Below are 25,678 nucleotides of genomic sequence, written 5' to 3' on the forward strand. Positions count from 1 at the left end.
GAAATAGATAAGATTGCATTTTTCTTCGATCAGCTTCGCAATAAATAATAAAGATAAAATAGGAGGTGGAGTTTTTCGATAAATTAAGTGAAGATAAATGCGCCTGTTTTGTATTCACGGGTAAGATCAATATAGATATTACCCGGAATAATAATTGAATCATTAATTATTTAATTTACTTTTATAATGCGTCCAATCAAAAAATGGTCCAGGATCTGTTTTGCGACCAGGAGCAATATTACTGTGGCCGGTAATATTATTTTTAATTAGTGGGTACTCAATTATAAGTAAATTAGTTAAATAAGTAAGGGATTGATATTGTACTTCGGTAAATGGTTCAAAATCAGTGCCTTCTAATTCAATACCAATAGAAAAATCGTTACATTTTTCTTGGCCTTGGTAGGAAGACTGCCCAGCATGCCAAGCTCGTAAATGAAAGGGGACATATTGAATGATGGTGCCGTCACGGCGTATTAAGCAATGAGCAGAAACTCGAAGATGTTTGATTTCATTAAAAAATGGGTGTTCATCAGGGTTTAAAGTCCCTGTAAATAATTGGTTTATATAAGGGCCACCAAATTGGCCTGGTGGAAGGCTGATATTATGAATGACTAACAGAGAAGGTATGGTATTCGTGGGGCGCTCATCATGGTGTGGAGAAGGGATATGAGTCACATTATTTAGCCAACCATTGTGTATTTTCATATCGTTATCCATAGTATTCTCTTTTCTTTTTTGTTAACACTCGTTATCTGCAAACGAAAAGATTAGCATAGATGAAACAAAGCGAGTGCACATTTTGGAGTTAAAAATGACGATACGGCGATATGATGAACAGCAAAGACGTGAAATGCTTTTTGAGCGGTTACAAATTGATATTCCTTTTATGGTCAGCGTGGCTTTGAAAGAAGATTTAGGTCAGTCTATTGATTATAAAAAAGATATCACTGGTCAGCTGTTAAATATAGATGCGCAAGCGAGTGCTCGAATTATTACTCGCGAACATGGCGTTTTTTGTGGGAAGCAATGGTTAGATGAGGTCTTTCTTCAACTTGGCGGGCAAGTCAAAATTGATTGGAAAGTTCAAGACGGTGAAACTGTTACTCCTAACCAAGTTCTCTGTGAGATGCAGGGCCCATCCCAAATTCTATTAACAGGTGAGCGCACCTCTTTGAATTTCATTCAAACGCTCTCTTCTGTTTCAAGTATAACTGCTGAATATGTAAAACAAATCACTGGTACAAGAGCGAAGTTACTTGACACACGTAAAACTATTCCGGGCTTAAGGACCGCTTTAAAATATGCGGTATTGATGGGGGGGGGGGTTAACCATCGCTTAGGTTTATCTGATGCCTACTTAATAAAAGAAAACCATATTATATCAGCTGGTTCAGTCGAACGAGCTGTTGAATTAGCGCGTAGCGTGCATCCAGATGTCCCTATAGAAATTGAAGTTGAAAGTTTAGATGAGTTATTACGAGCCTTAAAAGCGCAAGCGGATATCATCATGTTAGATAACTTTACTCCAGTCATGATGAAAGAAGCTGTGGTGTTAACGGCAGGTAAAGCTGCACTTGAAGTTTCAGGCGATGTCACATTAGATACGATAAAAGAGTTCGCAGAAACAGGGGTTGACTTTATTTCTGTTGGTGCGCTAACCAAACATATTAAAGCCATGGATTTGTCTATGCGTTTTATTGATAAAAATCAGTAAGTAATTTGGTTAATACACGAAGCTGCCTCAGCTGAGATCCTAAGTTATAGTATTGTTGATGTAGTTTCATCTTGAGTGGCTATTTACGTTAAGTAGGCTTTAGGAATCTAGATCATTCGTTGATTAACAGTATCTAAGTGTTGATTTAAATCTTTATGGGGTTACAACAAAATATTTTGTAGCCCCTAGTCAATTGACCCATTTGCATTTCTTTTATCCACCTATCAATTGAAACATTACAACGCTATTTTATTTTCTACATCAACTTTATTCTAAGATGATAAGGAATAGGTTTGAGTGTAATTTAACCAAGTGAATTTAAGTTAAGTTTAAAAGCGGTTGTGAATTTAACGATTTATTAACATCACTGTGGTCTTGATGAGTAAAAAGTACTATCAATGGCATTATGTGGTTAAATAATTATTATTGGTGAATTTAAATTCAATTAATTGGTTGATTTAACGATTCAGTTTCTATTTTTCAGCATAATAAATCGGTTTTAATGTTAAAATATGTCATGTCAAATTGCATATTTAGTTATCAATTCATGCTAAATTTTAAAAAAAATTGTTAAGATTTGCAGGATTTTATGATTTAGCGCAAGGTCTTTATGGACAGATAGTGAATACTTTGTTACTTTATTAACCCATAAATAAATTGGTATTACCAATTAACACTGGGTAATACGTAATCAATAATTACTCACTCATGAATATGGCAGATTATGACTTACGGTAAAATTCGCCAACCAAAGTTATCAGATGTAATAGAGCAGCGTCTCGAACATCTTATTTTCGAAGGGACACTACGCCCTGGCGAAAAGCTGCCTCCTGAGCGCGAACTTGCAAAACAGTTTGACGTATCTCGGCCATCAGTGCGTGAAGCAATTCAAACGTTAGAGGCGAAAGGCCTTTTATCTCGCCGCCAAGGTGGCGGAACATTCGTGCAAAAGAAAATGTGGCAAAGCTTTAGTGACCCTTTAGCTCAGCTACTTGAAGGCAATCCTGAATCTCAATTCGATCTTCTTGAAACTCGTCATGCCCTTGAAGGTATCGCTGCATATTATGCGGCACTTCGTGGTACAGATGAGGATCTTGAGCGGATTCGCCAAAGCTATGAATTAATTAAGACAGCGCAAGAAAATGGTGGATTAGAAGCAGAGTCAGATGCGGTATTACAATATCAATTAATTGTAACTGAAGCCGCTCATAATGTCGTTTTACTACACCTATTGCGCTGTATGATCCCGATGTTAGAACAAAATATTCGTCAGAATTTTGAGTTCTTATATACCCGTAAAGAAATGTATAAAGCAGTTAGTGAACATCGAGCACAGATTTTTGCCGCTATAATGGCAAGAGAGCCCGAAAAGGCACGTGAAGCTTCTCATCGTCACTTAGCCTTTATCGAAGATTTACTGTTGGATATTAGCCGAGAGCAAACTCGCAGAGAACGTTCTTTACGTCGGTTACAGCAACATCCTGATTTGAATTAATAATATAGATCCTGACTGCTGCGTCTATATTATTGTGAATACTCTAATTGAGAGTTAAAGCGGCAACTACATCAGGGCCTATCTTCCCGCTGTTTTACGGCAACTGAAAAATAGCAGGAAGATAGGCTCCACATAAACATATAAAATAGATAACAGATAAGGAATACACCATGTCAGATATGTTAAAAAATGACGTGGATCCGATTGAAACTCGCGACTGGCTACAGGCGATTGAATCGGTCATCCGTGAAGAAGGTGTTGATCGTGCTCAGTTTATTATCGAACAGGTATTAAGCGAAGCACGTAAAGGCGGTGTTAATATTGCCGCTGGCGCATCTGGTCATTCTGATTACATCAACACAATAGCTGTTGAAGATGAGCCGGCATACCCTGGTAACATGGATTTAGAGCGCCGTATTCGCTCTGCAATTCGTTGGAACGCAGTAATGACTGTTTTACGTGCTTCCAAAAAAGACTTAGAGCTGGGTGGCCACATGGCTTCTTTCCAGTCATCAGCAACTTTGTATGAAGTGTGCTTTAACCACTTCTTCCGCGCGCACAATAACAATGACGGCGGGGACTTAGTCTTCTTCCAAGGCCACATTTCTCCAGGTATTTACGCACGTGCGTTCTTGGAAGGTCGCTTAACTGAAGAACAAATGAATAACTTCCGTCAAGAAATTGGTGGAAATGGTCTGTCTTCTTATCCACACCCTAAATTAATGCCTGACTTCTGGCAGTTCCCGACCGTATCAATGGGTCTGGGTCCAATTAATGCTATCTATCAAGCTAAGTTCCTGAAATACCTTGATAACCGCGGACTGAAAGATACATCAGCTCAGCGCGTATATGCATTCCTTGGCGATGGTGAGATGGATGAGCCAGAATCTAAAGGTGCAATTACTATCGCGACTCGCGATAAATTAGATAACTTAGTATTTGTTATCAACTGTAACCTGCAACGTTTAGATGGCCCAGTTACAGGTAATGGTAAAATTGTTAATGAACTAGAAGGTATCTTTAATGGTGCTGGCTGGCAAGTTATCAAAGTTATGTGGGGCGACCGTTGGGATGAATTACTGCGTAAAGACACGAGCGGTAAACTTGTTCAATTAATGAACGAAACCTTAGACGGCGACTACCAAACCTTTAAATCACGTGACGGTGCATACGTTCGTGAGCATTTCTTTAATCGTTACCCAGAAACTGCAGCATTAGTTAAAGATATGACTGATGATGAAATTTGGGCTCTGAACCGTGGTGGTCACGATCCGAAGAAAGTATATGCTGCATTCAAAAAAGCACAAGAAACTAAAGGCAAACCAACTGTTATTTTAGCGCAAACCATTAAAGGTTATGGTATGGGCGAAACAGCAGAAGGTAAAAATATTGCTCACCAAGTGAAGAAAATGAACATGGATGGCGTTCGTCATTTCCGTGATCAATTCAATGTACCAGTCGCTGATGAGCAAATTGAAAAACTGCCATACATTACGTTTGAAAAAGATTCCGAAGAGTACAAATATCTGCATGAGCGCCGTCAAGCGTTAGGTGGTTATTTACCCGCTCGTCGCTCAACCTTTGACGAAAAACTAGATATCCCTGCACTGGCAGATTTCAGCCAATTATTGGAAGAACAATCTAAAGAAATTTCAACAACTATCGCGTTCGTTCGTGCGTTGAACGTCATGTTGAAAAACCAATCGATCAAAGAGCGTTTAGTACCAATTATCGCGGATGAAGCGCGTACATTTGGTATGGAAGGTCTGTTCCGTCAAATCGGTATCTATAGTCCTAAAGGTCAGCAATATACTCCGCAAGACCGTGAGCAAGTTGCTTACTATAAAGAAGACTCGAAAGGTCAAATCCTGCAAGAAGGTATCAATGAGCTGGGTGCGGGTTCTTCTTGGTTAGCGGCTGCGACATCATACAGCACTAACAACCTGCCAATGATCCCATTCTATATCTACTACTCAATGTTTGGTTTCCAACGCATTGGTGACTTGATGTGGGCAGCGGGTGACCAACAAGCACGCGGTTTCTTAATCGGTGGTACTTCAGGCCGCACAACACTAAATGGTGAAGGCCTACAGCATGAAGATGGTCATAGCCATATTCAATCACTGACTATTCCTAACTGTATTTCTTATGACCCAGCTTTCGCTTACGAAGTTGCGGTGATCATGCAAAACGGTTTAGAACGTATGTACGGTGAGAAACAAGAAAACGTTTACTACTACATCACAACGCTGAATGAAAACTATCACATGCCAGCAATGCCAGAAGGTGCAGAAGAAGGTATCCGTAAAGGTATCTATAAACTGGCTTCTGTTGAAGGTAGCAAAGGTAAAGTTCAGCTGTTAGGTTCAGGTTCTATGATGCGCCACGTGCGTGAAGCCGCTGACATTCTGTCTGCAGAATATGGAATTGGTTCTGATGTCTATAGCGTGACTTCTTTCACTGAACTGGCTCGTGATGGCCAAGACTGTGAGCGTTGGAACATGCTGCATCCATCTGAAGCACCACGTGTTCCATACATTGCACAAGTGATGAATGATGCACCAGCAGTTGCATCAACTGACTACATGAAACTGTTCGCAGAACAAGTTCGTACATATGTTCCTGCAAGTGATTACCGTGTTCTGGGTACAGATGGTTTCGGTCGTTCAGACAGTCGTGAAAACCTGCGTCACCACTTTGAAGTGGATACATCCTATGTGATCGTTGCAGCGTTAGGTGAATTAGCTAAACGTGGTGAGATTGATGTAAAAGTCGTTGAAGAAGCGATTAAAAAATACAACATCAACCCAGATAAAGTTAACCCACGTTTGGCATAAGAGGTAAAAATCAATGTCTATTGAAATCCAAGTGCCTGATATCGGTGCTGATGAAGTTGAAGTCACCGAAGTGATGGTTAAAGTTGGCGATAAAGTAGAAGCTGAGCAATCGCTTATTACCGTTGAAGGTGATAAGGCTTCTATGGAAGTCCCATCGCCACAAGCGGGTGTGGTAAAAGAAATTAAAATTGCTGTTGGCGATAAAGTGACAACAGGCAAATTAATCATGGTATTCGAAGCGGAGGCGGGTGCAGCAGCGCCTGCTCCTGCAGAAGCCCCAGCGGCTCCAGCGGCAGCACCAAGCGCAGCAGCATCTAAAGATGTCGCTGTACCAGATATCGGTGGCGATGAAGTTGAAGTTACTGAAATCATGGTTAAAGTCGGTGACAAAGTCGAAGCTGAGCAATCTTTAATTACTGTTGAAGGTGACAAAGCCTCAATGGAAGTTCCTGCGCCATTTGCTGGAACGGTTAAAGAAATCAAAATTGCGACTGGCGATAAAGTGAAAACTGGCTCGCTGATCATGGTATTTGAAGTTGCAGGCGCGGCACCTGCTGCGGCTCCAGTTGCACAAGCAGCGGCACCAGCAGCTACAACCGCTTCAGCAATTAAAGATGTTAACGTTCCAGATATCGGTGGCGATGAAGTTGAAGTTACCGAAGTGATGGTCAAAGTGGGTGATACTGTTTCCGCTGAGCAATCAATCATTACGGTTGAAGGCGACAAAGCTTCAATGGAAGTCCCAGCACCATTTGCGGGAACAGTTAAAGAAATCAAGATTGCGACTGGCGATAAAGTGAAAACTGGCTCGCTGATCATGACCTTTGAAGTGGCAGGTGCAGCACCAGCAGCGGCTCCAGCTGCTCAACCGTCTGCTCCGGCTCCTGCGGCAGCTCCTGCACAAGCTGCGCCAGCGAAAGCAACTGACAACAAAACTGAATTTGTTGAAAACGATGCATACATCCATGCAACTCCAGTCATTCGCCGCTTAGCGCGTGAATTTGGTGTTAACTTAGCGAAAGTGAAAGGTACTGGACGTAAGGGCCGTATCCTGCGTGAAGACGTTCAAGCTTACGTGAAAGATGCAGTAAAACGTGCGGAAGCTCCTGCAGCTGCAGGTGGCGGTTTACCAGGTATGCTGCCATGGCCGAAAGTGGATTACAGCAAATTCGGTGAAGTCGAAGAAGTTGAACTGGGGCGTATCCAAAAGATTTCTGGCGCTAACTTAAGCCGTAACTGGGTGATGATCCCACATGTTACACTGATGGAAGAAGTGGATACCACTGAAGTTGAAGAGTTCCGTAAGCAACAAAACAAAGAAGCTGAGAAGAAAAAACTGGATGTGAAAATCACACCATTAGTTTTTGTCATGAAAGCGGTTGCTCGTGCTCTGGAAGAAATGCCACGCTTTAATAGCTCCATTTCTGAAGATGCGCAGCGTCTGTTCCTGAAAAAATATATCAACATCGGTATTGCAGTCGATACTCCAAATGGCCTTGTTGTTCCTGTATTCAAAGACGTTAACAAAAAAGGTATTTTAGAGTTATCTCGCGAACTGATGGAAGTTTCTAAGAAAGCGCGTGCAGGTAAATTGACTGCGTCTGATATGCAAGGTGGCTGCTTCACGATTTCAAGCCTTGGTGGTATCGGAACTACCGGTTTTGCACCAATCGTGAACGCACCTGAAGTTGCTATTATGGGGCTGTCACGTTCTTCAATGAAACCTGTTTGGAATGGTAGCGAGTTTGTTCCTCGCCTGATCCTGCCAATGTCACTGTCCTTTGACCACCGTGTCATCGATGGGGCTGATGGAGCGCGCTTCATCACCCTGGTAGGGCAATTAATGAGCGATATTCGCCGTTTAGTGATGTAAATAATAAGACCGGCGAATGAGCCGGTCTGTTTTATTTAGGCTGAGGCAGAGTTTTTTGCTGCTGCTACGAAAGGTTGGGAGTTACATCACGAAATGAGCCTTTTCAGGGTGTTAACAATTCTGTAAACTGCTCTCGGTGTGTACTTTTCCAGTGGAAGATCGTTTATTCAGCAGTACCGCTGGACAAAACAAAAAGAGGTCATGATGAGTACTGAAATTAAAGCCCAAGTCGTTGTGCTTGGTGCAGGCCCTGCAGGCTATTCTGCGGCTTTCCGTTGCGCTGACTTAGGTTTAGAAACTGTTTTAGTAGAACGTTATTCAACCCTTGGTGGTGTTTGTTTAAACGTTGGTTGTATCCCTTCTAAAGCTTTACTCCATGTTGCAAAAGTGATCGAAGAAGCAAAAGCTTTAGCAGAACACGGTATCGTTTTTGGTGAGCCAAAAACTGACATTTCCAAAGTTCGCTTATGGAAAGAAAAAGTAATTAATCAGCTGACGGGTGGTCTGGCTGGTATGGCTAAAGGCCGTAAAGTTAACGTGGTTAACGGCTTAGGTAAATTTACAGGTGCCAACACGCTGGTTGTTGAAGGTGAAAATGGTAGCACAACTATCAATTTCGATAACGCAATCATTGCTGCGGGTTCCCGTCCAATTCAATTACCATTCATTCCACATGAAGACCCACGTATTTGGGATTCAACCGATGCATTAGAACTGAAAGAAGTTCCTGAGCGTCTGCTGGTTATGGGTGGGGGTATCATCGGTTTAGAAATGGGGACTGTGTATCATGCACTGGGTTCTCAAATCGATGTGGTTGAAATGTTTGACCAAGTCATCCCAGCGGCTGACAAAGATGTGGTTAAAGTATTCACCAAACAAATCAGTAAAAAATTCAACCTATTGTTAGAAACTAAAGTTACAGCCGTTGAAGCGAAAGAAGACGGTATCTATGTTTCTATGGAAGGTAAAAAAGCTTCCGCAGAACCACAACGTTATGATGCTGTACTAGTGGCAATTGGCCGTGTTCCTAACGGTAAAAACTTAGATGCAGGCAAAGCAGGCGTTGAAGTTGACGATCGTGGGTTTATCCATGTCGATAAACAAATGCGTACTAACGTTCCGCATATTTTCGCTATCGGTGATATCGTTGGTCAACCAATGTTGGCTCACAAAGGTGTTCACGAAGGTCACGTTGCTGCAGAGGTTATCTCTGGTCTGAAACATTACTTTGACCCGAAAGTTATCCCATCTATCGCTTATACTGAACCAGAAGTTGCTTGGGTTGGTTTAACTGAGAAAGAAGCGAAAGAACAAAACATCAGCTATGAAGTTGCGACTTTCCCATGGGCAGCATCAGGTCGTGCAATCGCATCTGACTGCTCTGAAGGTATGACTAAGCTGATTTTCGACAAGCAATCTAACCGTGTTATCGGTGGTGCGGTTGTCGGTGTGAACGGTGGTGAATTACTGGGTGAAATCGGCCTAGCAATTGAAATGGGCTGTGATGCTGAAGATTTAGCATTGACTATCCATGCTCACCCAACACTGTACGAATCAATCGGTATGGCTGCTGAAATTTACGAAGGTAGCATTACTGATTTACCAAACGCAAAAGCGAAAAAGAAAAAATAATTTTCTGATTCGTCGTGGTAAATAGCCTCTCTAGTAGGCGGTTTATCGCTAATGCATATAGAGAAGCCAATGTGGAAACACGTTGGCTTTTTTTGTTTTTGTGAATATAAATAAATAATTACATGTTCCGTTCAATTATTTATTGAAATCAATATTAATCATTTTATAAGTAATATGTGTTTAATTTTAAATGACCGAATCTTTATTAATAATAACGGTTAGTTGACTATAAAAATATTAAATTCTAATTTCTTTATTCTATTTTTTATAACTAATAAGGAAGTTAGTTTATGGATGATGTGACACACCTCGGTACAATAACTGTATGGGGAAACAATCCAAGAGAACATTTTAATGATTATTTTAATAACTATGATAATACTCATGAAGATATTGATTTAACAGGGAGGTATGAAAAATTAAAATGTATTTTACATGAAAATCTTTATGATAATATAAAACTAGCTGATATCCATGATGATGTTGGTAATCACAAAGTCGATATCTTTAAAAATCCTTCGATTAAAATTAAGGATGATTTAAAATCTAAACAAACATTAATTGAAAATAATTTAATTACTTTAAGAAAGGATATTGCGGAGATTGAAAAATCGCCTGGCTGGAAATTTATCATTGATCCACAAAAATATCCTTGTACATACAAATGGCATTTTCAATCTTCAGACTCCTCAGATTTAAAAATTTCAGCAACCTTTAAATTTCGCACAATTGAAGATAGGGACAGGCTCCTCGCAGAGGATTTTGACGATAATATACCGGGTATACCGAGGTTTCCTTTTGATGATATAGATCTCTATATAGATGCGGTTAATAAGCGAGCTGACCGTGATGCTAGAAATCAATTGCTCGAAATTAAAAAACAACATAAAAGTATTACGGATAAAATTCAGTTTAATGTAAATGAATTAAATAAGCTGAAAATAGCCCAAAGTAGCATGTTTGCTATTCCCTCTCCGAATGTTCCTACATTACCTCATGGTGTTGGTTTAAATACGCAAGTCACACAAACGGCAAACAGCAACATAGTAAAAGGTGTCGAAAAGACATTAGGCAATATTCGTGATGGCCTAGCGGAAACGTTTGATTGCTCTTTTGGCATGAGTTGCTCAAATGATTTAGATAAAGCAGCAAAAAATCCAAATGTGGGAACGGAGTTATCAGATTCTGATAGAATAGCGCTAGGCGGGACTGGCTCAGGAAGCCCTGACGGATGGGAGCCTGATAATAACTTAAGTACATCAGATAGGCGTTCAATACAGTCTTTGAGGGGGCAAGTAAGATTACATAAAGAGAAATTAGCCGCTTATCGACGTAATCCAGATGCTTTTGATAACCAAGGACACCTTAAGAATGCGCCCAATAATACGGTTAGGCAACGCATTATTGATGGGCGAATTAAGCATTTAGAAAAAGAAATTAAAACATTTGAAAAGAACATAAATGAAATTAAGAATGGTAAAGGTTAAAATATGAAAATAGAACTGAGTCTACTGGAAGAGGCTATAGTAGCCATTTTCAAAGAAATGAAAGTACAGGGAATGGATAATATAGACTTAGAAGCAGATTTTTATTGGAATGTGCCTTCTGAATCTATTTATGATATTTACAATGAGCCGGCTCAGTTAGATATTGGGCAGTTAGAGGCTGATTATGAGATGCTATGTAAAGCTAAAGAAAATGAATTACTCATAAAATATAACTTAAAAAATATATCAGCCATTCTTCGTTATTTATCAGAAAAACACGCAATATGATCTGACTTGATGATGCTAAAGGTGTAGGCAAATGCTGGTTTGGCTATTGTTTTCACCTTATCTACATCTACTAACTTTCAATCATTCGTGTAGATAAAACAAAATAATACATATCAATAAGAAAGCGCTATGGAACTAAAACCTACTGCAATTTTAATTCATGTACCTGATGTTCAAGCGGGTTTGGCTTGGTATCAGCAAGCTTTTCCACAAGCAAAGGCAGAATACTTGCCTGAATTTGATTTCACCTTACTGCATGTCGGAGACTTCACGATAGAAGTGGTTCAAGCCGATGCCAAAGTGAGCGAAGGTAAAAAAGGGACGGTATTGTATTGGCAAGTCGATAATTTTGATTTGGCTTTTAAGCGTTTCACTCAACTAGGGGCAAAACTGTATCGCGGGCCAATGTTAATAGATAGTAACAATCGAATGTGCCAACTGGAAGATCCATTTGGTAATTTAATTGGCCTAAAAGGACAATAAAATCAATTAAAATATTTAAAAAAATTAAAACCAATCGCAATGATTTACCTTATCAATTAGTAATATAAATAAAATTGCGATAAAAAATATAATTTGTGATAGCTGATGAAAAAAGGCACTAATTAGGGTGCTTTAAATTTTAAAATGCATTATAAAAAGTATGGTTTTTTCGGCGTTTTACGATGGTTAATAGTATCTTAAGCTGAAAACTAACCAGTAATGAAGTGTTAAGGCGTAAAGTTAGTAGTTAAATGTTGCTTTCTTGTGAATGAATTAACATTACGTTTAAATTCTGCTATGCTGATCGCCCGAAGCTGGGCATAATTTTACCGCCATTGAGATTATGCGAGCAAATTCCTCTGACCTGGCACCGGATGATAATTTTGTCAGTATGGTGCAGACAGCCGGGTATATAAATAACAAAGAAGCGAGGAGAACGTCGTGCTAGAAGAATACCGTAAGCACGTAGCCGAGCGTGCCGCTCAAGGGATTGTCCCTAAGCCATTAGATGCGTCACAAGTAGCTGCACTGGTAGAGTTACTCAAAAACCCACCCAAAGGTGAAGAAGATTTCCTGTTAGATCTGCTGACCAACCGCGTCCCCCCTGGTGTTGACGAAGCAGCGTACGTAAAAGCTGGATTTTTAGCCGCGATAGCGAAAGGCGAAACTTCCTCCCCTCTTATCTCCCCTGAAAAAGCCATTGAACTGTTAGGTACCATGCAGGGCGGATATAACATCCACGCACTGATTGAAGCGTTGGATGACGAAAAACTAGCACCAATCGCCGCTAAAGCACTTTCCCACACCTTACTGATGTTTGATAACTTCTATGACGTAGAAGAAAAAGCGAAAGCGGGAAATGTTCACGCGAAACAAGTTATTGAATCATGGGCAGATGCCGAGTGGTTCAAAGAGCGCCCTGCGCTAGCAGAAAAAATGACAGTTACTGTGTTCAAAGTGACTGGTGAAACTAACACAGATGACTTATCGCCAGCACCTGATGCATGGTCACGTCCAGATATCCCATTACACGCGTTAGCAATGCTGAAAAACGCGCGCGATGGTATTGAACCAGACGATGCGGGCAATGTTGGCCCAATCAAGCAAATCGATGCGCTGAATAAAAAAGGTTTCCCATTAGCTTACGTGGGTGACGTAGTCGGTACCGGTTCTTCTCGTAAATCAGCGACTAACTCCGTGCTGTGGTTTATGGGGGACGATATCCCATTTGTACCAAATAAACGTGGTGGTGGGGTGGTATTAGGTGGCAAAATTGCACCAATCTTCTTTAATACAATGGAAGATGCGGGTGCATTACCGATTGAAGTGGACGTTTCTAAACTGAATATGGGCGATGTGATTGACATCTATCCATTTAAAGGTGAAGTTCGTAACCATGAAACGGGCGAGCTGCTAGAAACATTTGAATTAAAAACAGATGTGCTGATTGACGAAGTTCGTGCAGGTGGTCGTATTCCACTGATTATCGGCCGTGGTTTAACCAGTAAAGCACGTGAATCTCTGGGCTTAGAAGCAACAGATGTGTTCCGTCACGCGAAATCCGTTGCACAAAGCAATCGTGGTTTCTCATTAGCACAAAAAATGGTTGGTCGTGCTTGTGGTCGTCCAGGTATTCGCCCTGGCGAATATTGTGAGCCAAAAATGACTTCTGTAGGTTCACAAGATACAACTGGCCCAATGACCCGTGATGAACTCAAAGACTTGGCTTGCTTGGGTTTCTCTGCAGATTTAGTCATGCAGTCATTCTGCCATACCGCGGCATATCCAAAACCTGTTGATGTGACAACACACCACACCTTACCTGATTTCATCATGAACCGTGGCGGTGTTTCTCTGCGTCCAGGCGATGGTATTATCCACTCATGGTTAAACCGTATGTTACTGCCAGATACCGTCGGTACAGGTGGTGACTCACATACGCGTTTCCCAATTGGTATTTCATTCCCTGCGGGTTCAGGTTTAGTCGCATTTGCTGCAGCAACAGGGGTGATGCCTCTGGATATGCCTGAGTCAGTATTGGTTCGCTTTAAAGGTGAAATGCAGCCGGGTATCACATTACGTGACCTCGTTCATGCAATTCCACTGTATGCAATTAAAGACGGCCTTCTGACCGTAGAGAAAAAAGGTAAGAAAAACATTTTCTCTGGCCGTATCTTAGAAATTGAAGGCTTACCTGAGCTCAAAGTTGAACAAGCGTTTGAATTAGCGGATGCGTCAGCTGAGCGTTCAGCGGCGGGTTGTACTATCAAATTGGATAAAGCGCCAATTATCGAATACCTGCAATCGAATATCGTTCTATTAAAATGGATGATAGCTGAAGGTTATGGCGATCGTCGTACTATCGAACGCCGTATCAAAGGAATGGAAAGCTGGTTAGCGGACCCACAGCTGCTAGAAGGTGATGCAGATGCGGAATACGCAGCAGTGATTGAAATTGACCTCAATGATATTAAAGAGCCAATTCTGTGTGCACCAAATGACCCAGATGACGCACGTTTATTATCTGATGTTCAAAACGAGAAAATTGATGAAGTTTTCATCGGTTCTTGTATGACAAACATCGGTCACTTCCGTGCAGCAGGTAAGTTATTGGATTCCCACAAAGGCCAATTACCAACACGTTTATGGGTTGCGCCTCCAACTAAGATGGACGCAGCACAGTTAACCGAAGAAGGTTATTACAGCGTTTTTGGTAAGAGTGGAGCGCGTATTGAAGTCCCTGGTTGCTCTCTGTGCATGGGTAACCAAGCACGTGTGGCAGATGGTGCAACGGTTGTTTCCACTTCGACGCGTAACTTCCCGAACCGTTTAGGGACAGGTGCGAATGTTTATCTCGCATCAGCAGAACTGGCTGCGGTCGCTTCCTTATTAGGTCGTTTACCAACACCGTCAGAATATCTGCAATTTATGGATAAGGTCGATGAAACAGCAGCGGATACCTACCGTTACCTGAACTTTGACCAATTATCGCAATATACCGAAAAAGCGGATGGCGTGATTTTCCAAACAGCCGTGTAATCAGGTAATATTAGTCATGAAGGCTCCTGATTTAGGAGCCTTTTTTGCTTCAACTTAATAAGTTAGTTAAATATATTCAGAAATTTCGATTAAATTTAAATCGATATCACGTATGTAAATTGATCTGATCGCCCCAGTTGCCCCAGTACGATTTACTGGTCCTTCGATAATTTTTACACCTTGTTGTTCAATCTGTTTTTGTACGTCACACAGCGGTATATCACTAATAAAGCATAAATCGAGTGAGCCTGGCACAGGCAAGTGCGCTTTGGGTTCGAATTCTTTTCCATATTGGTGGATATTGATTTTTTGTTGCCCGAAACTTAGCGCGTGGCGCTGTTCACCAAAGGTAACAACTTCCATTTTTAATACGCGTTGGTAGAAGTCAATGCAGGCATCAAGGTTGGTTGTGGTTAGCACTATATGGTCTAAGCGATTGATCATTATGGCCCCTATGCTTGAACTATGACTATTTTAGTTATTTGCCTATTTAATAGTAAATGAATCATATGATTTATGTGTTGAAACCGATGCTTTACTCCGTTTTATTTTTTCTGGTGGTAATACCTCTCAACAAAGCGGTTTGACTCGCGTTATACTAGCTTCAACAACGCAAGAGTGAGGGACTGCATATGGACTACCAATTTTTCCAAGATATCACCGGAGCTATCTCCGCTAAATTCTCGATGGATCATGAGGCTATTGGATATTGGCTTAACGAAGAGGTTAAAAATGACCTTAGTCTGTTAGATGCTATTGAAGAAAATTATGAAAAAATTAAAGGTAGTGAAAAACAATGGGAGCTTATTGGTCACGAATATACATTATTGCTTGATGATGAAGAAGTGATGATCCGTGCCAACCAACTATCATTTGAAACAGAAGGGTTGGAAGAAGGCATGAGTTATTATGATAATGAAAGTGTTGCATTTTGCGGTATTGATGACTTCTTATTAATGTTAAAAGATTATCGTATTTTTGTTATGGAAAATAGATAAAATAATTTTATTTAGTGATTTGTTTTGTGTTTCAATAAATCACCGCTATTATTTGCAGTGTGCGGCCAGCCATTAAACGCTTTGTTAAAGATTAATTGGCTGGGATTAATATTGATAATTGGATCCTAAAGGGCATATATATGAATACTGATGATGTTACAGGCGCGTTGAATGATGCAACGAATTGGTTTGTGGCAAACCAAGATCTGTTAGTTCAGTATGTTGTGAATATCGTGTCTGCTATCGTTATCTTGATTGTCGGGATGATGATTGCAAAATGGGTCGGACGTGGTTTACATCGCGTGATGACCATGAAGGGAATTGATTCAACAGTCAGTGACTTTTTATCGGCGATTGCACGCTATACCATTGTTGCGTTCACCTTAATTGCTGTATTAGGGAAAATTGGCGTACAAACTGCCTCTGTGATTGCGGTCATGGGTGCGGCCGGTTTAGCGGTTGGCTTAGCGTTACAGAACTCACTGGGTAACTTTGCAGCAGGTGTTTTGCTGGTGGTATTTAGACCACTAAAAGCGGGAGAATATGTCTCGATTGGTGCAGTTGAAGGCACAGTGCAAAATGTACAAATATTTTCAACGACGCTAAGAACGGCAGATGACCGTATTATTGTTATTCCTAATGGAAAGATAATTGCCGATAACATTATTAATACCAGTCGTGAGCCTAATCGCCGCCAAGATATTATTGTTGGTGTTGCTTACGATTCTGATATTGATGTGGTGAAAAAAGTATTAGGGGATATCGTCGCTGCGGATAGCCGTATTCAGCATGCTAAAGGCGTGACTATCCGTTTACATGATATGGCGCCATCCTCATTAAATTATTTAGTACGTTTTTGGACCACCAATGGTGATGCATGGCCGGTGTATTGGGATTTGCTTGAGGAGTTTAAGCGAGCATTGGATAAACATAATATTGGCATTCCATTCCCACAAATGGATGTTCATGTTCATAAACAAAATACGTCTATCAAACAAGATCCTGCAGAGTAATATTTAGCAGTATCATTAAAAATAAGAGCCTGTCTTTGATGGGCTCTTTTCATTTCTCACATCTCTATTTTTCTTACTGAATTGTTTTTAGTTATAAGTGATGCTTATGACCTATTAGACTTAATCATTTCCACTAATGATTTTTTCTCATTAATATTCATGCATATTAATTGAATAAAAAACCGGAATTAATGCATGTTTTCAATCTATTTACAGGGTGCACTGCTAGGTGCTGCAATGATATTACCTTTAGGTCCACAGAATGCTTTTGTCTTGCAGCAAGGCAGTCGAAAGCAGTTTCATTTAATGAGCGCATTATTATGTGCATTAAGTGATACCGCTTTAATTGTCGCGGGTGTTTTTGGTGGGAGCGCTTTATTAAGCCAGTCTGAAATATTAATGCAGTTGATTACATGGGCTGGCGTAGCATTTCTTATGTGGTATGGCTATGGTGCGTTTCGTACTGCTCTCAGCCCTGATGAGGTCATACTTCAAACGGAAAACCGGGCTATCACGAGATGGAAAGTGATTGTCACATTGTTTGCTGTCACTTGGCTAAATCCTCATGTTTATTTAGACACCTTCGTTGTCTTGGGCAGTGTGGGGGGGCAATTAGAAAGCCAGCTGAGACCTTGGTTTACGGCGGGTGCTCTAACAGCTTCTTTTGTTTGGTTTTTTGCATTAGCGATACTTGCTGCTTGGTTTTCACCCGTGTTAAATAAACCGCGTTCACAGCGCATTATTAATGTTTTTGTCGGTAGCGTGATGTGGTTTATTGCATTTCAACTCGCTATACAGGGGCTTAAAGGGCTCGGTTTTCTTTCTCAATAACAATATATCTTCAACAGACAAGCAATAACGTTCAATTTCTCATTATTCTGACTGTACTTTTTGTTCCATGTGTTACTGTTAAATTGAGCTCAGGGATAGTTTATTACTAATTATCCCTTTTTTAGCGATAAATAATTGTCTTGGGAGGTTCTGTGAAATTAAAATCTTTAGTTTTAGCTGCGATGGTAGCAGGTGCTACGGTTCCGACCATATCATTGGCTGACCCGTTACCGAATGGTCCACACATTACTACTTCGGGTAACGCAATCGTGAAGGCGGCTCCAGACATGGCGACGCTGAATATTTTGGTGGAAGTTACTGCAAAAGATGCGGCAGCGGCAAAAGCTGGGGTCGATAAGCGAGTTGCAGAGTATTTTGAGTTTCTTAAGAAAAATGGTATTGAAAAACAAGATATTAACGCAGCAAATGTCCGAACTCAGCCTAAATATGATTATAGCAGTGTGAAACAAAAATCAACTATCGAAGGCTACACGGCAACACGTTCTGTTGAAGTGAAAGTGAAGAAATTAGACCAACTTAATGTCTTGTTAGACGGCGCTTTAGCTGCGGGTCTCAATGAAATAAATTCAGTACAGTTTGGTGTGGCTAACCCGCAACAGTATCGTGATGAAGCACGGTCTCAAGCGATTAAAAATGCGACGGAACAAGCCAATATCTTAGCGAAAGGCTTTAATGTTCAGTTAGGCCCAGTGTATAGCATTAACTATAATGCGCCAGCGGCGGTGCCATATCCAATCGCTGCAAGAAATTACGGCGGGGCAATGAAAGCCTCTGTTGCTCAAGACCTCAAGATTGATGAAACCTATGAACAACAGAGTATTGATTTTAATGACCAAGTCGATGTGGTATTTGAATTAAAACGCTAGCTTTTTGCTGCTGGTTCATCTTCTTGTTTTAACATCTGGCGCCCAGTTTTTAATAGGGCGTCAGTCACATTTTTCATTGTGCGGCTTTCAGGTGCGAAGCGGTGCCAGTAAAGCATGCGTCGTTGGCATAACCCTGGAGTTAAATCAACCAATTCACCATTCGCCAATTCACTGGCTATCTGCAAATGTGGGATCATACAGCAGGTCGAACCTTGTTTCGCTAACTGCACAAAGGCCTCCGAGGAGTTCACGATATGGCATGGGACACTACCCGGCGATAAGCCAAAGTTTTGTTGAACAAAGGCTTGGTGCATATCATCTAAATGGTCGAAAGCAACCGCAGGTGCTTTTAATAACGAAGAGCGAGTAACGCCATCGGGAAAATATTTTGCCGCAAAGCCGGGTGATGCGACAAAAATATAGTCCAGTGCGCCAAGTTTATCGACTAAGCAACCAGGTAAGGCTTGAGGTTGAATACTGATAGCGCCTACCACTTCACCGCGTCTTAAACGTTCTTGGGTTCGTGTTTCATCTTCAACCTGAATATTTAACCGAATAGGGCTATTGCCTAATACAGGGTTTAGGGCTGGAAGAAACCAAGTTGCCAAGCTGTCGGCGTTGACGGCAAGTGAAAGTAACAACGGGGTGGAGCCACTATTTTCATCACCTAACCATTGCTCTTCTAATAATTCGACTTGATGAAGCAGTGCTAGTAATTTTTGCCCTTGTTCAGTTGGGTGTGGCGGAACGGTACGCACAAGTAATGGCTGCCCAAACAGATTTTCTAACTGCTTTATGCGTTGTGAAACAGCAGATTGCGTGATGCAGAGCTTTTGAGCTGCGCGCTCAAAGCCGCGTTCACGGATAACGGCATCCAGTGCTTGTAATGCGCGATAGTCAGGGCGCTTCATCAAAAAGATCTCCTTGTTGTTATTCTACCAAGCACTATGCCATATTTTTACACGCAACACTTAAAAATATTATTGTTGTGGCGTAAATCCCAATAACCATGACACAAATACAACGAACAAGGCTGCAACTTATTGGGTGTCCGGTATATACTAGTTATTAATAACCTTAATCACGACTCAATTAAATCTTAAAAGGCATGAGCATGACTCAGGACGAATTAAAAAAAGCGGTAGGTTGGGCAGCACTTGATTACGTAAAACCGGGCACTATCGTTGGTGTTGGAACGGGTTCAACGGCTTCACACTTCATTGATGCATTAGCAACAATGAAAGGTCAAATAGAAGGCGCAGTATCAAGTTCAGAAGCATCAACTCAAAAATTAAAATCATTGGGTATTACGGTATTTGATTGTAATGAAGTAGATTCATTAGATGTTTATGTTGATGGTGCTGATGAGGTTGACCACCACATGAATATGATCAAAGGAGGTGGTGCCGCATTAACACGTGAAAAAATTGTTTCTGCAATTGCAAAAACCTTTGTCTGTATCGTTGACCAATCTAAGCTAGTTGATGTGTTGGGTAAATTCCCACTGCCTGTCGAAGTGATCCCAATGGCACGTAGCTATGTGGCACGTGAATTGGTTAAACTGGGTGGTACACCAGAGTACCGTCAAAATGTAATTACAGATAACGGCAATGTCATTTTAGATGTCCATAATTTAAATATCGTTGACCCTGTGGCACTCGAAAATACCATCAACGGAATTGCGGGTGTCGTGACTGTTGGGTTGTTCGCGAATCGTGGCGCAGACGTCGTTTTGATGGGAACTGCAAACGAAGGCGTTAAAACCATCAAGTTATAATCTATATCGTATTCAATTATTCTAATAAGCCAGTGGCATTATACTCACTGGCTTTTTTGTTTTACTAATATTTTGCAATTAGTTTATGAGCTGATAAACGCTAAATTAATTAACCAGTTTTATAAATATCATCAATTTGAAATTTATTTTATTTTTTTTTATATCGAGCTATTTTGGTGATATATCTCACACAAATAGGCATTGTGCAGGAAAAATCCTTATTTTGTGTTACCGCCCCTGATTTTCTACCATTTAACTTCTTTTTCTTCGCGCTTTTTAGTACCCATTAAGCAAACGGTTGTATTGCTACTGCGCTATTTTTTGCTATGTTGGTATACGCTCATAGCTCAAGGTAGATAGATGTCATCTCTCTTGAGCTATGTTAGGCAAACACATATGTTCATCTGTTATAAATCTTAAGTACGTTCACGATAGGGTAGGGAAATGGTTAAGGTATCTTTGCAAAAAGACAAAATTAAATTTTTACTGCTAGAAGGTGTGCACCAAAGTGCGGTTGATAACTTAAAAGCCGCGGGCTACACCAATATTGAATATCACAAAAGTGCGTTATCCGACGAAGAATTAAAAGAAGCGATTAAAGATGCACGTTTTGTAGGTATCCGTTCCCGTACTCATCTTACTGAAGAAATTTTCGCTGCAGCAGAAAAACTCGTTGCAGTAGGTTGCTTTTGTATCGGCACCAATCAAGTTGATTTAGATGCCGCTGCAAAGCGCGGTATTCCTGTTTTTAACGCACCATTTTCGAATACACGTTCTGTTGCAGAAATGGTATTAGGCCAGTTATTACTTTTACTGCGTCGCATTCCTGAAGCCAATATGCAAGCACACCGCGGTATTTGGGAAAAACAAGCTAAAGGCTGTTTTGAAGCGCGTGGTAAGCGCCTTGGTATTGTTGGATATGGTCACATTGGTACTCAGTTAGGGATCTTAGCTGAAGGTATCGGTATGAATGTTTTCTTTTATGATATTGAAAACAAACTACCTTTAGGTAACGCAACACAAGTTCGTTCTTTAACTGAACTGCTGAATATGAGCGATGTTGTGAGCTTACATGTACCTGAAACACCAAGTACGAAAAATATGTTTGCTAAAGAACAATTTGACCGTATGAAACCCGGCTCTATTTTCATTAACGCATCACGCGGAACGGTGGTTGATATTCCTTCACTGGCTGAAGCGTTAGAAAGCAAGCATTTATCCGGTGCAGCGGTGGATGTCTTCCCAAGCGAGCCTGCTGCAAATAATGACCCTAATGACCCATTTATCTCTGAATTGATTAAGTTCGACAATGTGATTTTAACGCCGCACATTGGGGGGTCTACAGAAGAAGCTCAAGAAAATATTGGACTAGAAGTGGCAAGTAAGTTGGCGAAATACTCAGATAATGGTTCAACCTTATCTGCGGTTAATTTCCCTGAAGTTTCTCTGCCAGTGCATACTGAAGATACAAACCGTTTCTTGCATATTCATGAAAACCGTCCAGGTATTCTGAATAGTATTAACCAAGTATTCACGGAAAATAATATTAACGTTGTCGGCCAGTATTTACGTACATCAGGTAATGTAGGTTATGTGGTTATTGACGTATTAATGCAAACGCCAAACCAAACAGATGAAGCGCTTCAGAAATTAAAAGACTTGCCAGGCACCATTCGTGCGCGTTTATTATTCTAAACTACGCTAAAAATTGAGTGAAATAATGGCGCGGGTATTTATGACCAGCGCCATATTTTTTGCGGCGTAATAATTTCGGGTAAGGGAATATCCCAGTGTGCGATAGGGAGCTTTTCGACTTGCTGGCAATTATGGGCAAGGCCAATTGGATAAAAACCGGTTTGTTGCCAATTTGCTAGAGTTCTATCATAGAACCCACCTCCCATACCTAACCGTTGCCCTTGAGTATCAAATGCCACTAATGGGATAAGCATGATATCCAGTTTTTCGAGTGGTAGCACATCTCTGACATCAAGTGGTGGCTCATCAATATGAAATCGGTTTTTAACAAGTTGGCTATCTGGACGATAGTGAAGAAACAGCAAATGGTGACGACTAAAAGGATGTAAAACAGGAAGGTACACTTGCTTACCTTGAGCCCAAAGTGCATGAATAAGCGGCTTTGTGTTAATTTCCCCATCAAAAGAAAGAAACAGAGCAATATTATTGGCTTGTACAATTTTCGGGTGGTGTAATGCGTTATGCATGACTTGCTCAGCGGCACTTTGTTGTTGTTCAAGGCTTAGTTGGCGGCGTGCCTGACGGATAGTTTGACGTACCAGCTGGCGTTGTGTCGAGAGAGAATCTTGCATGTGATAACCTGTTATAAATACGATAAAAACAGTTAATCCAGTAATTATATTACTTAGAGTATATCGTAAGATGAACGGTTATGTAGAAAACAAATGAAAAATAAGCAGAAACTTAATTGAGGGTCTCCAAGATGCCGTTGTAGGCTGTAACCCTTGAACCCTTGGTTCAAGGTGAACGCAGTTTAGCAACCTTTAGGCTTCCTGAGCGAATCAGGCATGCTCACCAGCGCCATAACCACATTCTATTTAGTTGAAATATCGGCTCAGGGGACTCGCCCACTCACGCGCATCTCAGAGAAATTTGGTTTGAGAACTTATCGTTACTCAGTGATTTCATTGTACGAAACTAGATTTAAAATGCAACCTTAATTTTGTATATTTTTTTCTACTAGTGTCTGATTAATAAGCAGATTTACTCTAGGGGCAATACCTGCCTCTCAGTAATTTTCACCTGATCGTGCAACGCTTGTTCGATTGTGTGCTGCAACATTTTTATTTTCTCTTCCATATTATAAGCATAATCACGCGTTTTTGTCTTTTCTTGTGCTAATTCGTGACAGACGTTCAATGCTACGATAAAAATAAGCTGTTCCATATTGGTGACACCGCTTCTATCTTTCAGATTTTGCAAGCGCTGTTCTAATTCTTTAGCCGACTCAAGAAGGGCTTCTTTTTGTTCTGATGGGCAGTTGACTCGCATTGAGCGCCCGAAAATCTGGATGTCGACAGGTTGTGCGGACATGATACCTCCATACTGAATAATACTCGCCGTAAATACATCATATTTGGCGCAATTAATAGATAAGACAAAAGCATACTGGTCTAGCGGCTATCCTTGATGGTAGCATATCACGAATCATAAGCTAACATGACGAATTCAGATGTCTATACAAAAATCTTTACCAAACTATGAATCACTGGACAAACTCCTGCAACAGCACTCAATCGCACTTACTGCTGCGGAAATCCATGGTCTAATAACCGGGTTGATCTGTGGTGGGGGCCGTGACCATAGCTGGCAAACGTTAGTCCATGACCTTGCTAACGATGGTTTAGCTTTCCCTCAAACTGTTGCACAGCCACTGCGAGAACTTTTTGATACCACATTTGAAGCACTTGATGACAGCGAGTTTGCATTTGCCATGCTATTCCCTGACGAAGACGCTTCTGTTTTTGACCATGCTGATGCACTGGCTGGTTGGGTTAATCACTTTTTATTAGGGCTTGGAGTTACACAACCGAAATTGGCTGATAAAAAAGAGATAAGCGAAGTTATCACCGATTTACGCAATATTGGTATGCTTGGTTATGATGAAGACGAAGACCAAGAAGAACTTGAGCAAGCGCTAGAAGAAGTGATTGAGTATGTCAGGGTGGCGGTACAATTATGTTACATTGCATTGATTGAGCCAACTAAAGGCCCAACGACAGTGGAAAATGATAAGCCCGTTCTTCATTAATTTCTATTAATGTGCGTTTTCAAAGCCACTTAACTTTGTCGATGAATAATTTATTACTGATAAAATTAAGTGCTTGAAAACGGGATGTATCCAGTTTTAAGTCATTTCGCCAGTGTATGTTGTATGTGATTGGTTAAACACAAGCAATATATTCAGCAATCTAATTATTCTGATAATAAGGCAAAAACGGTATGAATAAACAGGAATTTATTTCTCGTCGCAATGCATTATTGGCTCAAATGCAATCAGGCAGTGCAGCAATTATTTTTTCAGCGCCTCCTGCGCAGCGTAATGCGGATTGCGAATACCCGTACCGTCAACACAGTGATTTCCTTTATTTGACGGGGTTTAGTGAGCCTGAAGCTGTATTAGTCCTGATTAAGAGCGATGAAAAACATAGCCATACTGTTCTTTTTAACCGTGTTCGTGATTTAACTGCTGAGATTTGGTTTGGTCGCCGCCTTGGGCAAGATGCTGCTCCTGAGAAGTTAGGTATTGATAAAGCGTTACCTTTCAATGAAATAGAAGAGCAGCTTTATCAATTATTAAATGGCCTCGACGTGGTTTATCATGCTCAGGGTGAGTTTGCCTATGCCGATAAATTGCTATTTGATGCCTTAGATATTTTACGTAAAGGCAGCCGTCGTAACTTACGAGCACCACAAACATTGGTAGATTGGCGGCCGATTGTCCATGAAATGCGCTTATTTAAGTCGGAAGAAGAAATTAACACCCTGCGTATGGCTGGGCGAATTTCTGCTCTAGCACACGTCAGAGCCATGGAAACTTGCCGACCTAATATGTATGAATATCAACTTTGTGGTGAGTTAGAGCACGAATTTACTCGCCATGGTGCACGTTTTCCTTCGTACAACTCTATTGTGGGCAGTGGTGAAAATGCCTGTATTTTGCATTACACCGAAAATGAGAGCCTAATGAAGGATGGCGAATTAGTCTTAATTGATGCGGGTGCAGAGTTTGAAGGTTATGCAGGGGATATCACACGTACTTTCCCAGTTAATGGTAAATTTAGCCAAGCACAACGAGAAATTTACGATATCGTCCTCAAAGCATTAAATACCGCGTTAGAGCTATATCGTCCGGGAACCAGCATCCATGAGGTGACTCGTGAAATTGTTCGTATCAAAACTGAAGGCCTCGTTGCACTTGGAATTTTACAAGGCGATGTGGATCAATTGATCGAAAACAAAGCATATCAGCCATTCTTTATGCATGGTTTAAGTCATTGGTTAGGGTTAGATGTACATGACGTAGGTTTTTACGGTACAGACCGGGATCGTGTGCTTGAAGTTGGAATGGTATTAACTGTCGAGCCTGGTTTGTATATTGCTCCAGATGCCGATGTGCCACCGCAATATCGCGGAATTGGTGTACGTATCGAAGATGATATTGTGATCACCGAAAACGGAAATGAAAACTTAACAGACTTAGTCGTGAAAGACCCTGATGAAATTGAAGCCCTAATGGCAGCAGCAACGCACAATTTAGGGTAGATGTCAGTCATCATAGAAAGGTA

General features: G+C 40.9%; 22 protein-coding genes and 1 other RNA gene. 17 read left to right on the forward strand and 6 right to left on the reverse strand.

Annotated elements, in window-relative coordinates; translation table 11 throughout:
- Positions 1-162 precede the first annotated feature (162 nt).
- Positions 163-705, reverse strand: coding sequence for a 1,6-anhydro-N-acetylmuramyl-L-alanine amidase AmpD (ampD, locus tag P3L37_RS05915; protein WP_110732286.1), 543 nt, complete (start codon positions 703-705; stop codon positions 163-165).
- 106 nt (positions 706-811) lie between these two features.
- Here ampD and nadC point away from each other — a divergent pair, with 106 nt between their 5' ends.
- The 9 genes from nadC (at position 812) to acnB (ending at position 14,848) form a co-directional block, all read left to right on the forward strand.
- Positions 812-1,714: a carboxylating nicotinate-nucleotide diphosphorylase gene (nadC, locus tag P3L37_RS05920; protein WP_110732100.1), complete on the forward strand. Its 903-nt coding sequence runs from the start codon at positions 812-814 to the stop codon at positions 1,712-1,714.
- Positions 1,715-2,438: 724 nt separating this feature from the next.
- A complete protein-coding gene (gene pdhR, locus P3L37_RS05925) occupies positions 2,439-3,209 on the forward strand; it encodes a pyruvate dehydrogenase complex transcriptional repressor PdhR (RefSeq protein WP_004261987.1) in 771 nt (256 codons plus the stop codon).
- Between the two features lie 170 nt (positions 3,210-3,379).
- Positions 3,380-6,046, forward strand: coding sequence for a pyruvate dehydrogenase (acetyl-transferring), homodimeric type (gene aceE / locus P3L37_RS05930; protein ID WP_004913119.1), 2,667 nt, complete (start codon positions 3,380-3,382; stop codon positions 6,044-6,046).
- A 13-nt stretch (positions 6,047-6,059) separates the two neighbouring features.
- Positions 6,060-7,919, forward strand: coding sequence for a pyruvate dehydrogenase complex dihydrolipoyllysine-residue acetyltransferase (gene aceF / locus P3L37_RS05935; protein WP_109912932.1), 1,860 nt, complete (start codon positions 6,060-6,062; stop codon positions 7,917-7,919).
- A 204-nt stretch (positions 7,920-8,123) separates the two neighbouring features.
- Positions 8,124-9,551 (forward strand): dihydrolipoyl dehydrogenase, encoded by a 1,428-nt coding sequence (gene lpdA / locus P3L37_RS05940; RefSeq protein ID WP_004913111.1) that lies wholly within the window; start codon positions 8,124-8,126, stop codon positions 9,549-9,551.
- Positions 9,552-9,841: 290 nt separating this feature from the next.
- Positions 9,842-11,038 carry a hypothetical protein gene (locus tag P3L37_RS05945; protein ID WP_109912931.1) on the forward strand — a complete coding sequence of 399 codons (1,197 nt, stop codon included), beginning with the start codon at positions 9,842-9,844 and terminating at the stop codon, positions 11,036-11,038.
- Between the two features lie 3 nt (positions 11,039-11,041).
- The gene (locus P3L37_RS05950) at positions 11,042-11,326 is read left to right on the forward strand and encodes a hypothetical protein (protein WP_109912930.1); all 285 of its coding nucleotides are present in this window, start codon (positions 11,042-11,044) and stop codon (positions 11,324-11,326) included.
- A 129-nt stretch (positions 11,327-11,455) separates the two neighbouring features.
- Positions 11,456-11,809 (forward strand): VOC family protein, encoded by a 354-nt coding sequence (locus P3L37_RS05955; protein WP_109912929.1) that lies wholly within the window; start codon positions 11,456-11,458, stop codon positions 11,807-11,809.
- A gap of 441 nt (positions 11,810-12,250) precedes the next feature.
- On the forward strand, positions 12,251-14,848 hold the full coding sequence (gene acnB / locus P3L37_RS05960; RefSeq protein ID WP_109912928.1) for a bifunctional aconitate hydratase 2/2-methylisocitrate dehydratase: 2,598 nt from the start codon (positions 12,251-12,253) through the stop codon (positions 14,846-14,848).
- A 66-nt stretch (positions 14,849-14,914) separates the two neighbouring features.
- Here acnB and P3L37_RS05965 read toward each other — a convergent pair whose 3' ends face one another.
- On the reverse strand, positions 14,915-15,292 hold the full coding sequence (locus P3L37_RS05965) for a VOC family protein (RefSeq protein WP_109912927.1): 378 nt from the start codon (positions 15,290-15,292) through the stop codon (positions 14,915-14,917).
- Between the two features lie 188 nt (positions 15,293-15,480).
- Between P3L37_RS05965 and P3L37_RS05970 the strand changes: the two genes are divergently transcribed.
- The 4 genes from P3L37_RS05970 to P3L37_RS05985 all read left to right on the forward strand — a co-directional run bounded on the left by P3L37_RS05970 (position 15,481) and on the right by P3L37_RS05985 (position 18,577).
- The gene (locus tag P3L37_RS05970; RefSeq protein WP_115166888.1) at positions 15,481-15,846 is read left to right on the forward strand and encodes a YacL family protein; all 366 of its coding nucleotides are present in this window, start codon (positions 15,481-15,483) and stop codon (positions 15,844-15,846) included.
- 140 nt (positions 15,847-15,986) lie between these two features.
- Positions 15,987-16,859: a small-conductance mechanosensitive channel MscS gene (gene mscS / locus P3L37_RS05975; RefSeq protein ID WP_004913087.1), complete on the forward strand. Its 873-nt coding sequence runs from the start codon at positions 15,987-15,989 to the stop codon at positions 16,857-16,859.
- Between the two features lie 195 nt (positions 16,860-17,054).
- On the forward strand, positions 17,055-17,690 hold the full coding sequence (gene argO, locus P3L37_RS05980) for an arginine exporter ArgO (RefSeq protein ID WP_109912925.1): 636 nt from the start codon (positions 17,055-17,057) through the stop codon (positions 17,688-17,690).
- Positions 17,691-17,842: 152 nt separating this feature from the next.
- Positions 17,843-18,577, forward strand: a complete 735-nt coding sequence (locus P3L37_RS05985; protein WP_004913082.1) for an oxidative stress defense protein — start codon at positions 17,843-17,845, stop codon at positions 18,575-18,577.
- Here the strand turns inward: P3L37_RS05985 and P3L37_RS05990 are convergent.
- Positions 18,574-19,488, reverse strand: coding sequence for a LysR family transcriptional regulator ArgP (locus P3L37_RS05990; protein ID WP_004913077.1), 915 nt, complete (start codon positions 19,486-19,488; stop codon positions 18,574-18,576). The two genes, P3L37_RS05985 and P3L37_RS05990, sit on opposite strands and share 4 nt — an antisense overlap.
- Positions 19,489-19,691: 203 nt before the next feature.
- Here P3L37_RS05990 and rpiA point away from each other — a divergent pair, with 203 nt between their 5' ends.
- Together rpiA and serA are read left to right on the forward strand one after the other, a co-directional pair.
- Positions 19,692-20,354 (forward strand): ribose-5-phosphate isomerase RpiA, encoded by a 663-nt coding sequence (rpiA, locus tag P3L37_RS05995; protein ID WP_102137421.1) that lies wholly within the window; start codon positions 19,692-19,694, stop codon positions 20,352-20,354.
- A gap of 444 nt (positions 20,355-20,798) precedes the next feature.
- A complete protein-coding gene (gene serA / locus P3L37_RS06000) occupies positions 20,799-22,049 on the forward strand; it encodes a phosphoglycerate dehydrogenase (RefSeq protein ID WP_004913072.1) in 1,251 nt (416 codons plus the stop codon).
- 38 nt (positions 22,050-22,087) lie between these two features.
- On the opposite strand, the gene P3L37_RS06005 is transcribed toward serA, so the two are convergent.
- From P3L37_RS06005 to zapA, 3 genes are all read right to left on the reverse strand, one after another.
- Complete coding sequence (locus P3L37_RS06005) at positions 22,088-22,681, reverse strand: 5-formyltetrahydrofolate cyclo-ligase (protein WP_004913070.1); 594 nt, start codon at positions 22,679-22,681, stop codon at positions 22,088-22,090.
- 119 nt (positions 22,682-22,800) lie between these two features.
- Positions 22,801-22,982, reverse strand: a non-coding RNA gene (gene ssrS / locus P3L37_RS06010) — 6S RNA.
- 111 nt (positions 22,983-23,093) lie between these two features.
- Positions 23,094-23,423, reverse strand: a complete 330-nt coding sequence (gene zapA / locus P3L37_RS06015) for a cell division protein ZapA (RefSeq protein WP_004913067.1) — start codon at positions 23,421-23,423, stop codon at positions 23,094-23,096.
- Between the two features lie 139 nt (positions 23,424-23,562).
- Between zapA and P3L37_RS06020 the strand changes: the two genes are divergently transcribed.
- Both P3L37_RS06020 and pepP read left to right on the forward strand, forming a co-directional pair.
- Positions 23,563-24,141, forward strand: a complete 579-nt coding sequence (locus tag P3L37_RS06020; protein WP_109912924.1) for a YecA family protein — start codon at positions 23,563-23,565, stop codon at positions 24,139-24,141.
- A 191-nt stretch (positions 24,142-24,332) separates the two neighbouring features.
- Positions 24,333-25,655 (forward strand): Xaa-Pro aminopeptidase, encoded by a 1,323-nt coding sequence (gene pepP / locus P3L37_RS06025; protein ID WP_109912923.1) that lies wholly within the window; start codon positions 24,333-24,335, stop codon positions 25,653-25,655.
- Positions 25,656-25,678: the final 23 nt, after the last annotated feature.

The sequence above is a fragment of the Providencia sp. PROV114 genome (assembly GCF_032704305.1).
GTDB classification, from domain to species: domain Bacteria; phylum Pseudomonadota; class Gammaproteobacteria; order Enterobacterales; family Enterobacteriaceae; genus Providencia; species Providencia rettgeri.

What these genes read in the sequence shown, in the direction of transcription:
- ampD (WP_110732286.1), bottom strand. Translation starts at nt 705, where the DNA reads ATGAAAATACACAATGGTTGGCTAAATAATGTGACTCATATCCCTTCT.
- nadC (WP_110732100.1), top strand. Translation starts at nt 812, where the DNA reads ATGACGATACGGCGATATGATGAACAGCAAAGACGTGAAATGCTTTTT.
- pdhR (WP_004261987.1), top strand. Translation starts at nt 2,439, where the DNA reads ATGACTTACGGTAAAATTCGCCAACCAAAGTTATCAGATGTAATAGAG.
- aceE (WP_004913119.1), top strand. Translation starts at nt 3,380, where the DNA reads ATGTCAGATATGTTAAAAAATGACGTGGATCCGATTGAAACTCGCGAC.
- aceF (WP_109912932.1), top strand. Translation starts at nt 6,060, where the DNA reads ATGTCTATTGAAATCCAAGTGCCTGATATCGGTGCTGATGAAGTTGAA.
- lpdA (WP_004913111.1), top strand. Translation starts at nt 8,124, where the DNA reads ATGAGTACTGAAATTAAAGCCCAAGTCGTTGTGCTTGGTGCAGGCCCT.
- P3L37_RS05945 (WP_109912931.1), top strand. Translation starts at nt 9,842, where the DNA reads ATGGATGATGTGACACACCTCGGTACAATAACTGTATGGGGAAACAAT.
- P3L37_RS05950 (WP_109912930.1), top strand. Translation starts at nt 11,042, where the DNA reads ATGAAAATAGAACTGAGTCTACTGGAAGAGGCTATAGTAGCCATTTTC.
- P3L37_RS05955 (WP_109912929.1), top strand. Translation starts at nt 11,456, where the DNA reads ATGGAACTAAAACCTACTGCAATTTTAATTCATGTACCTGATGTTCAA.
- P3L37_RS05965 (WP_109912927.1), bottom strand. Translation starts at nt 15,292, where the DNA reads ATGATCAATCGCTTAGACCATATAGTGCTAACCACAACCAACCTTGAT.
- P3L37_RS05970 (WP_115166888.1), top strand. Translation starts at nt 15,481, where the DNA reads ATGGACTACCAATTTTTCCAAGATATCACCGGAGCTATCTCCGCTAAA.
- mscS (WP_004913087.1), top strand. Translation starts at nt 15,987, where the DNA reads ATGAATACTGATGATGTTACAGGCGCGTTGAATGATGCAACGAATTGG.
- argO (WP_109912925.1), top strand. Translation starts at nt 17,055, where the DNA reads ATGTTTTCAATCTATTTACAGGGTGCACTGCTAGGTGCTGCAATGATA.
- P3L37_RS05990 (WP_004913077.1), bottom strand. Translation starts at nt 19,488, where the DNA reads ATGAAGCGCCCTGACTATCGCGCATTACAAGCACTGGATGCCGTTATC.
- rpiA (WP_102137421.1), top strand. Translation starts at nt 19,692, where the DNA reads ATGACTCAGGACGAATTAAAAAAAGCGGTAGGTTGGGCAGCACTTGAT.
- serA (WP_004913072.1), top strand. Translation starts at nt 20,799, where the DNA reads ATGGTTAAGGTATCTTTGCAAAAAGACAAAATTAAATTTTTACTGCTA.
- P3L37_RS06005 (WP_004913070.1), bottom strand. Translation starts at nt 22,681, where the DNA reads ATGCAAGATTCTCTCTCGACACAACGCCAGCTGGTACGTCAAACTATC.
- zapA (WP_004913067.1), bottom strand. Translation starts at nt 23,423, where the DNA reads ATGTCCGCACAACCTGTCGACATCCAGATTTTCGGGCGCTCAATGCGA.
- P3L37_RS06020 (WP_109912924.1), top strand. Translation starts at nt 23,563, where the DNA reads ATGTCTATACAAAAATCTTTACCAAACTATGAATCACTGGACAAACTC.
- pepP (WP_109912923.1), top strand. Translation starts at nt 24,333, where the DNA reads ATGAATAAACAGGAATTTATTTCTCGTCGCAATGCATTATTGGCTCAA.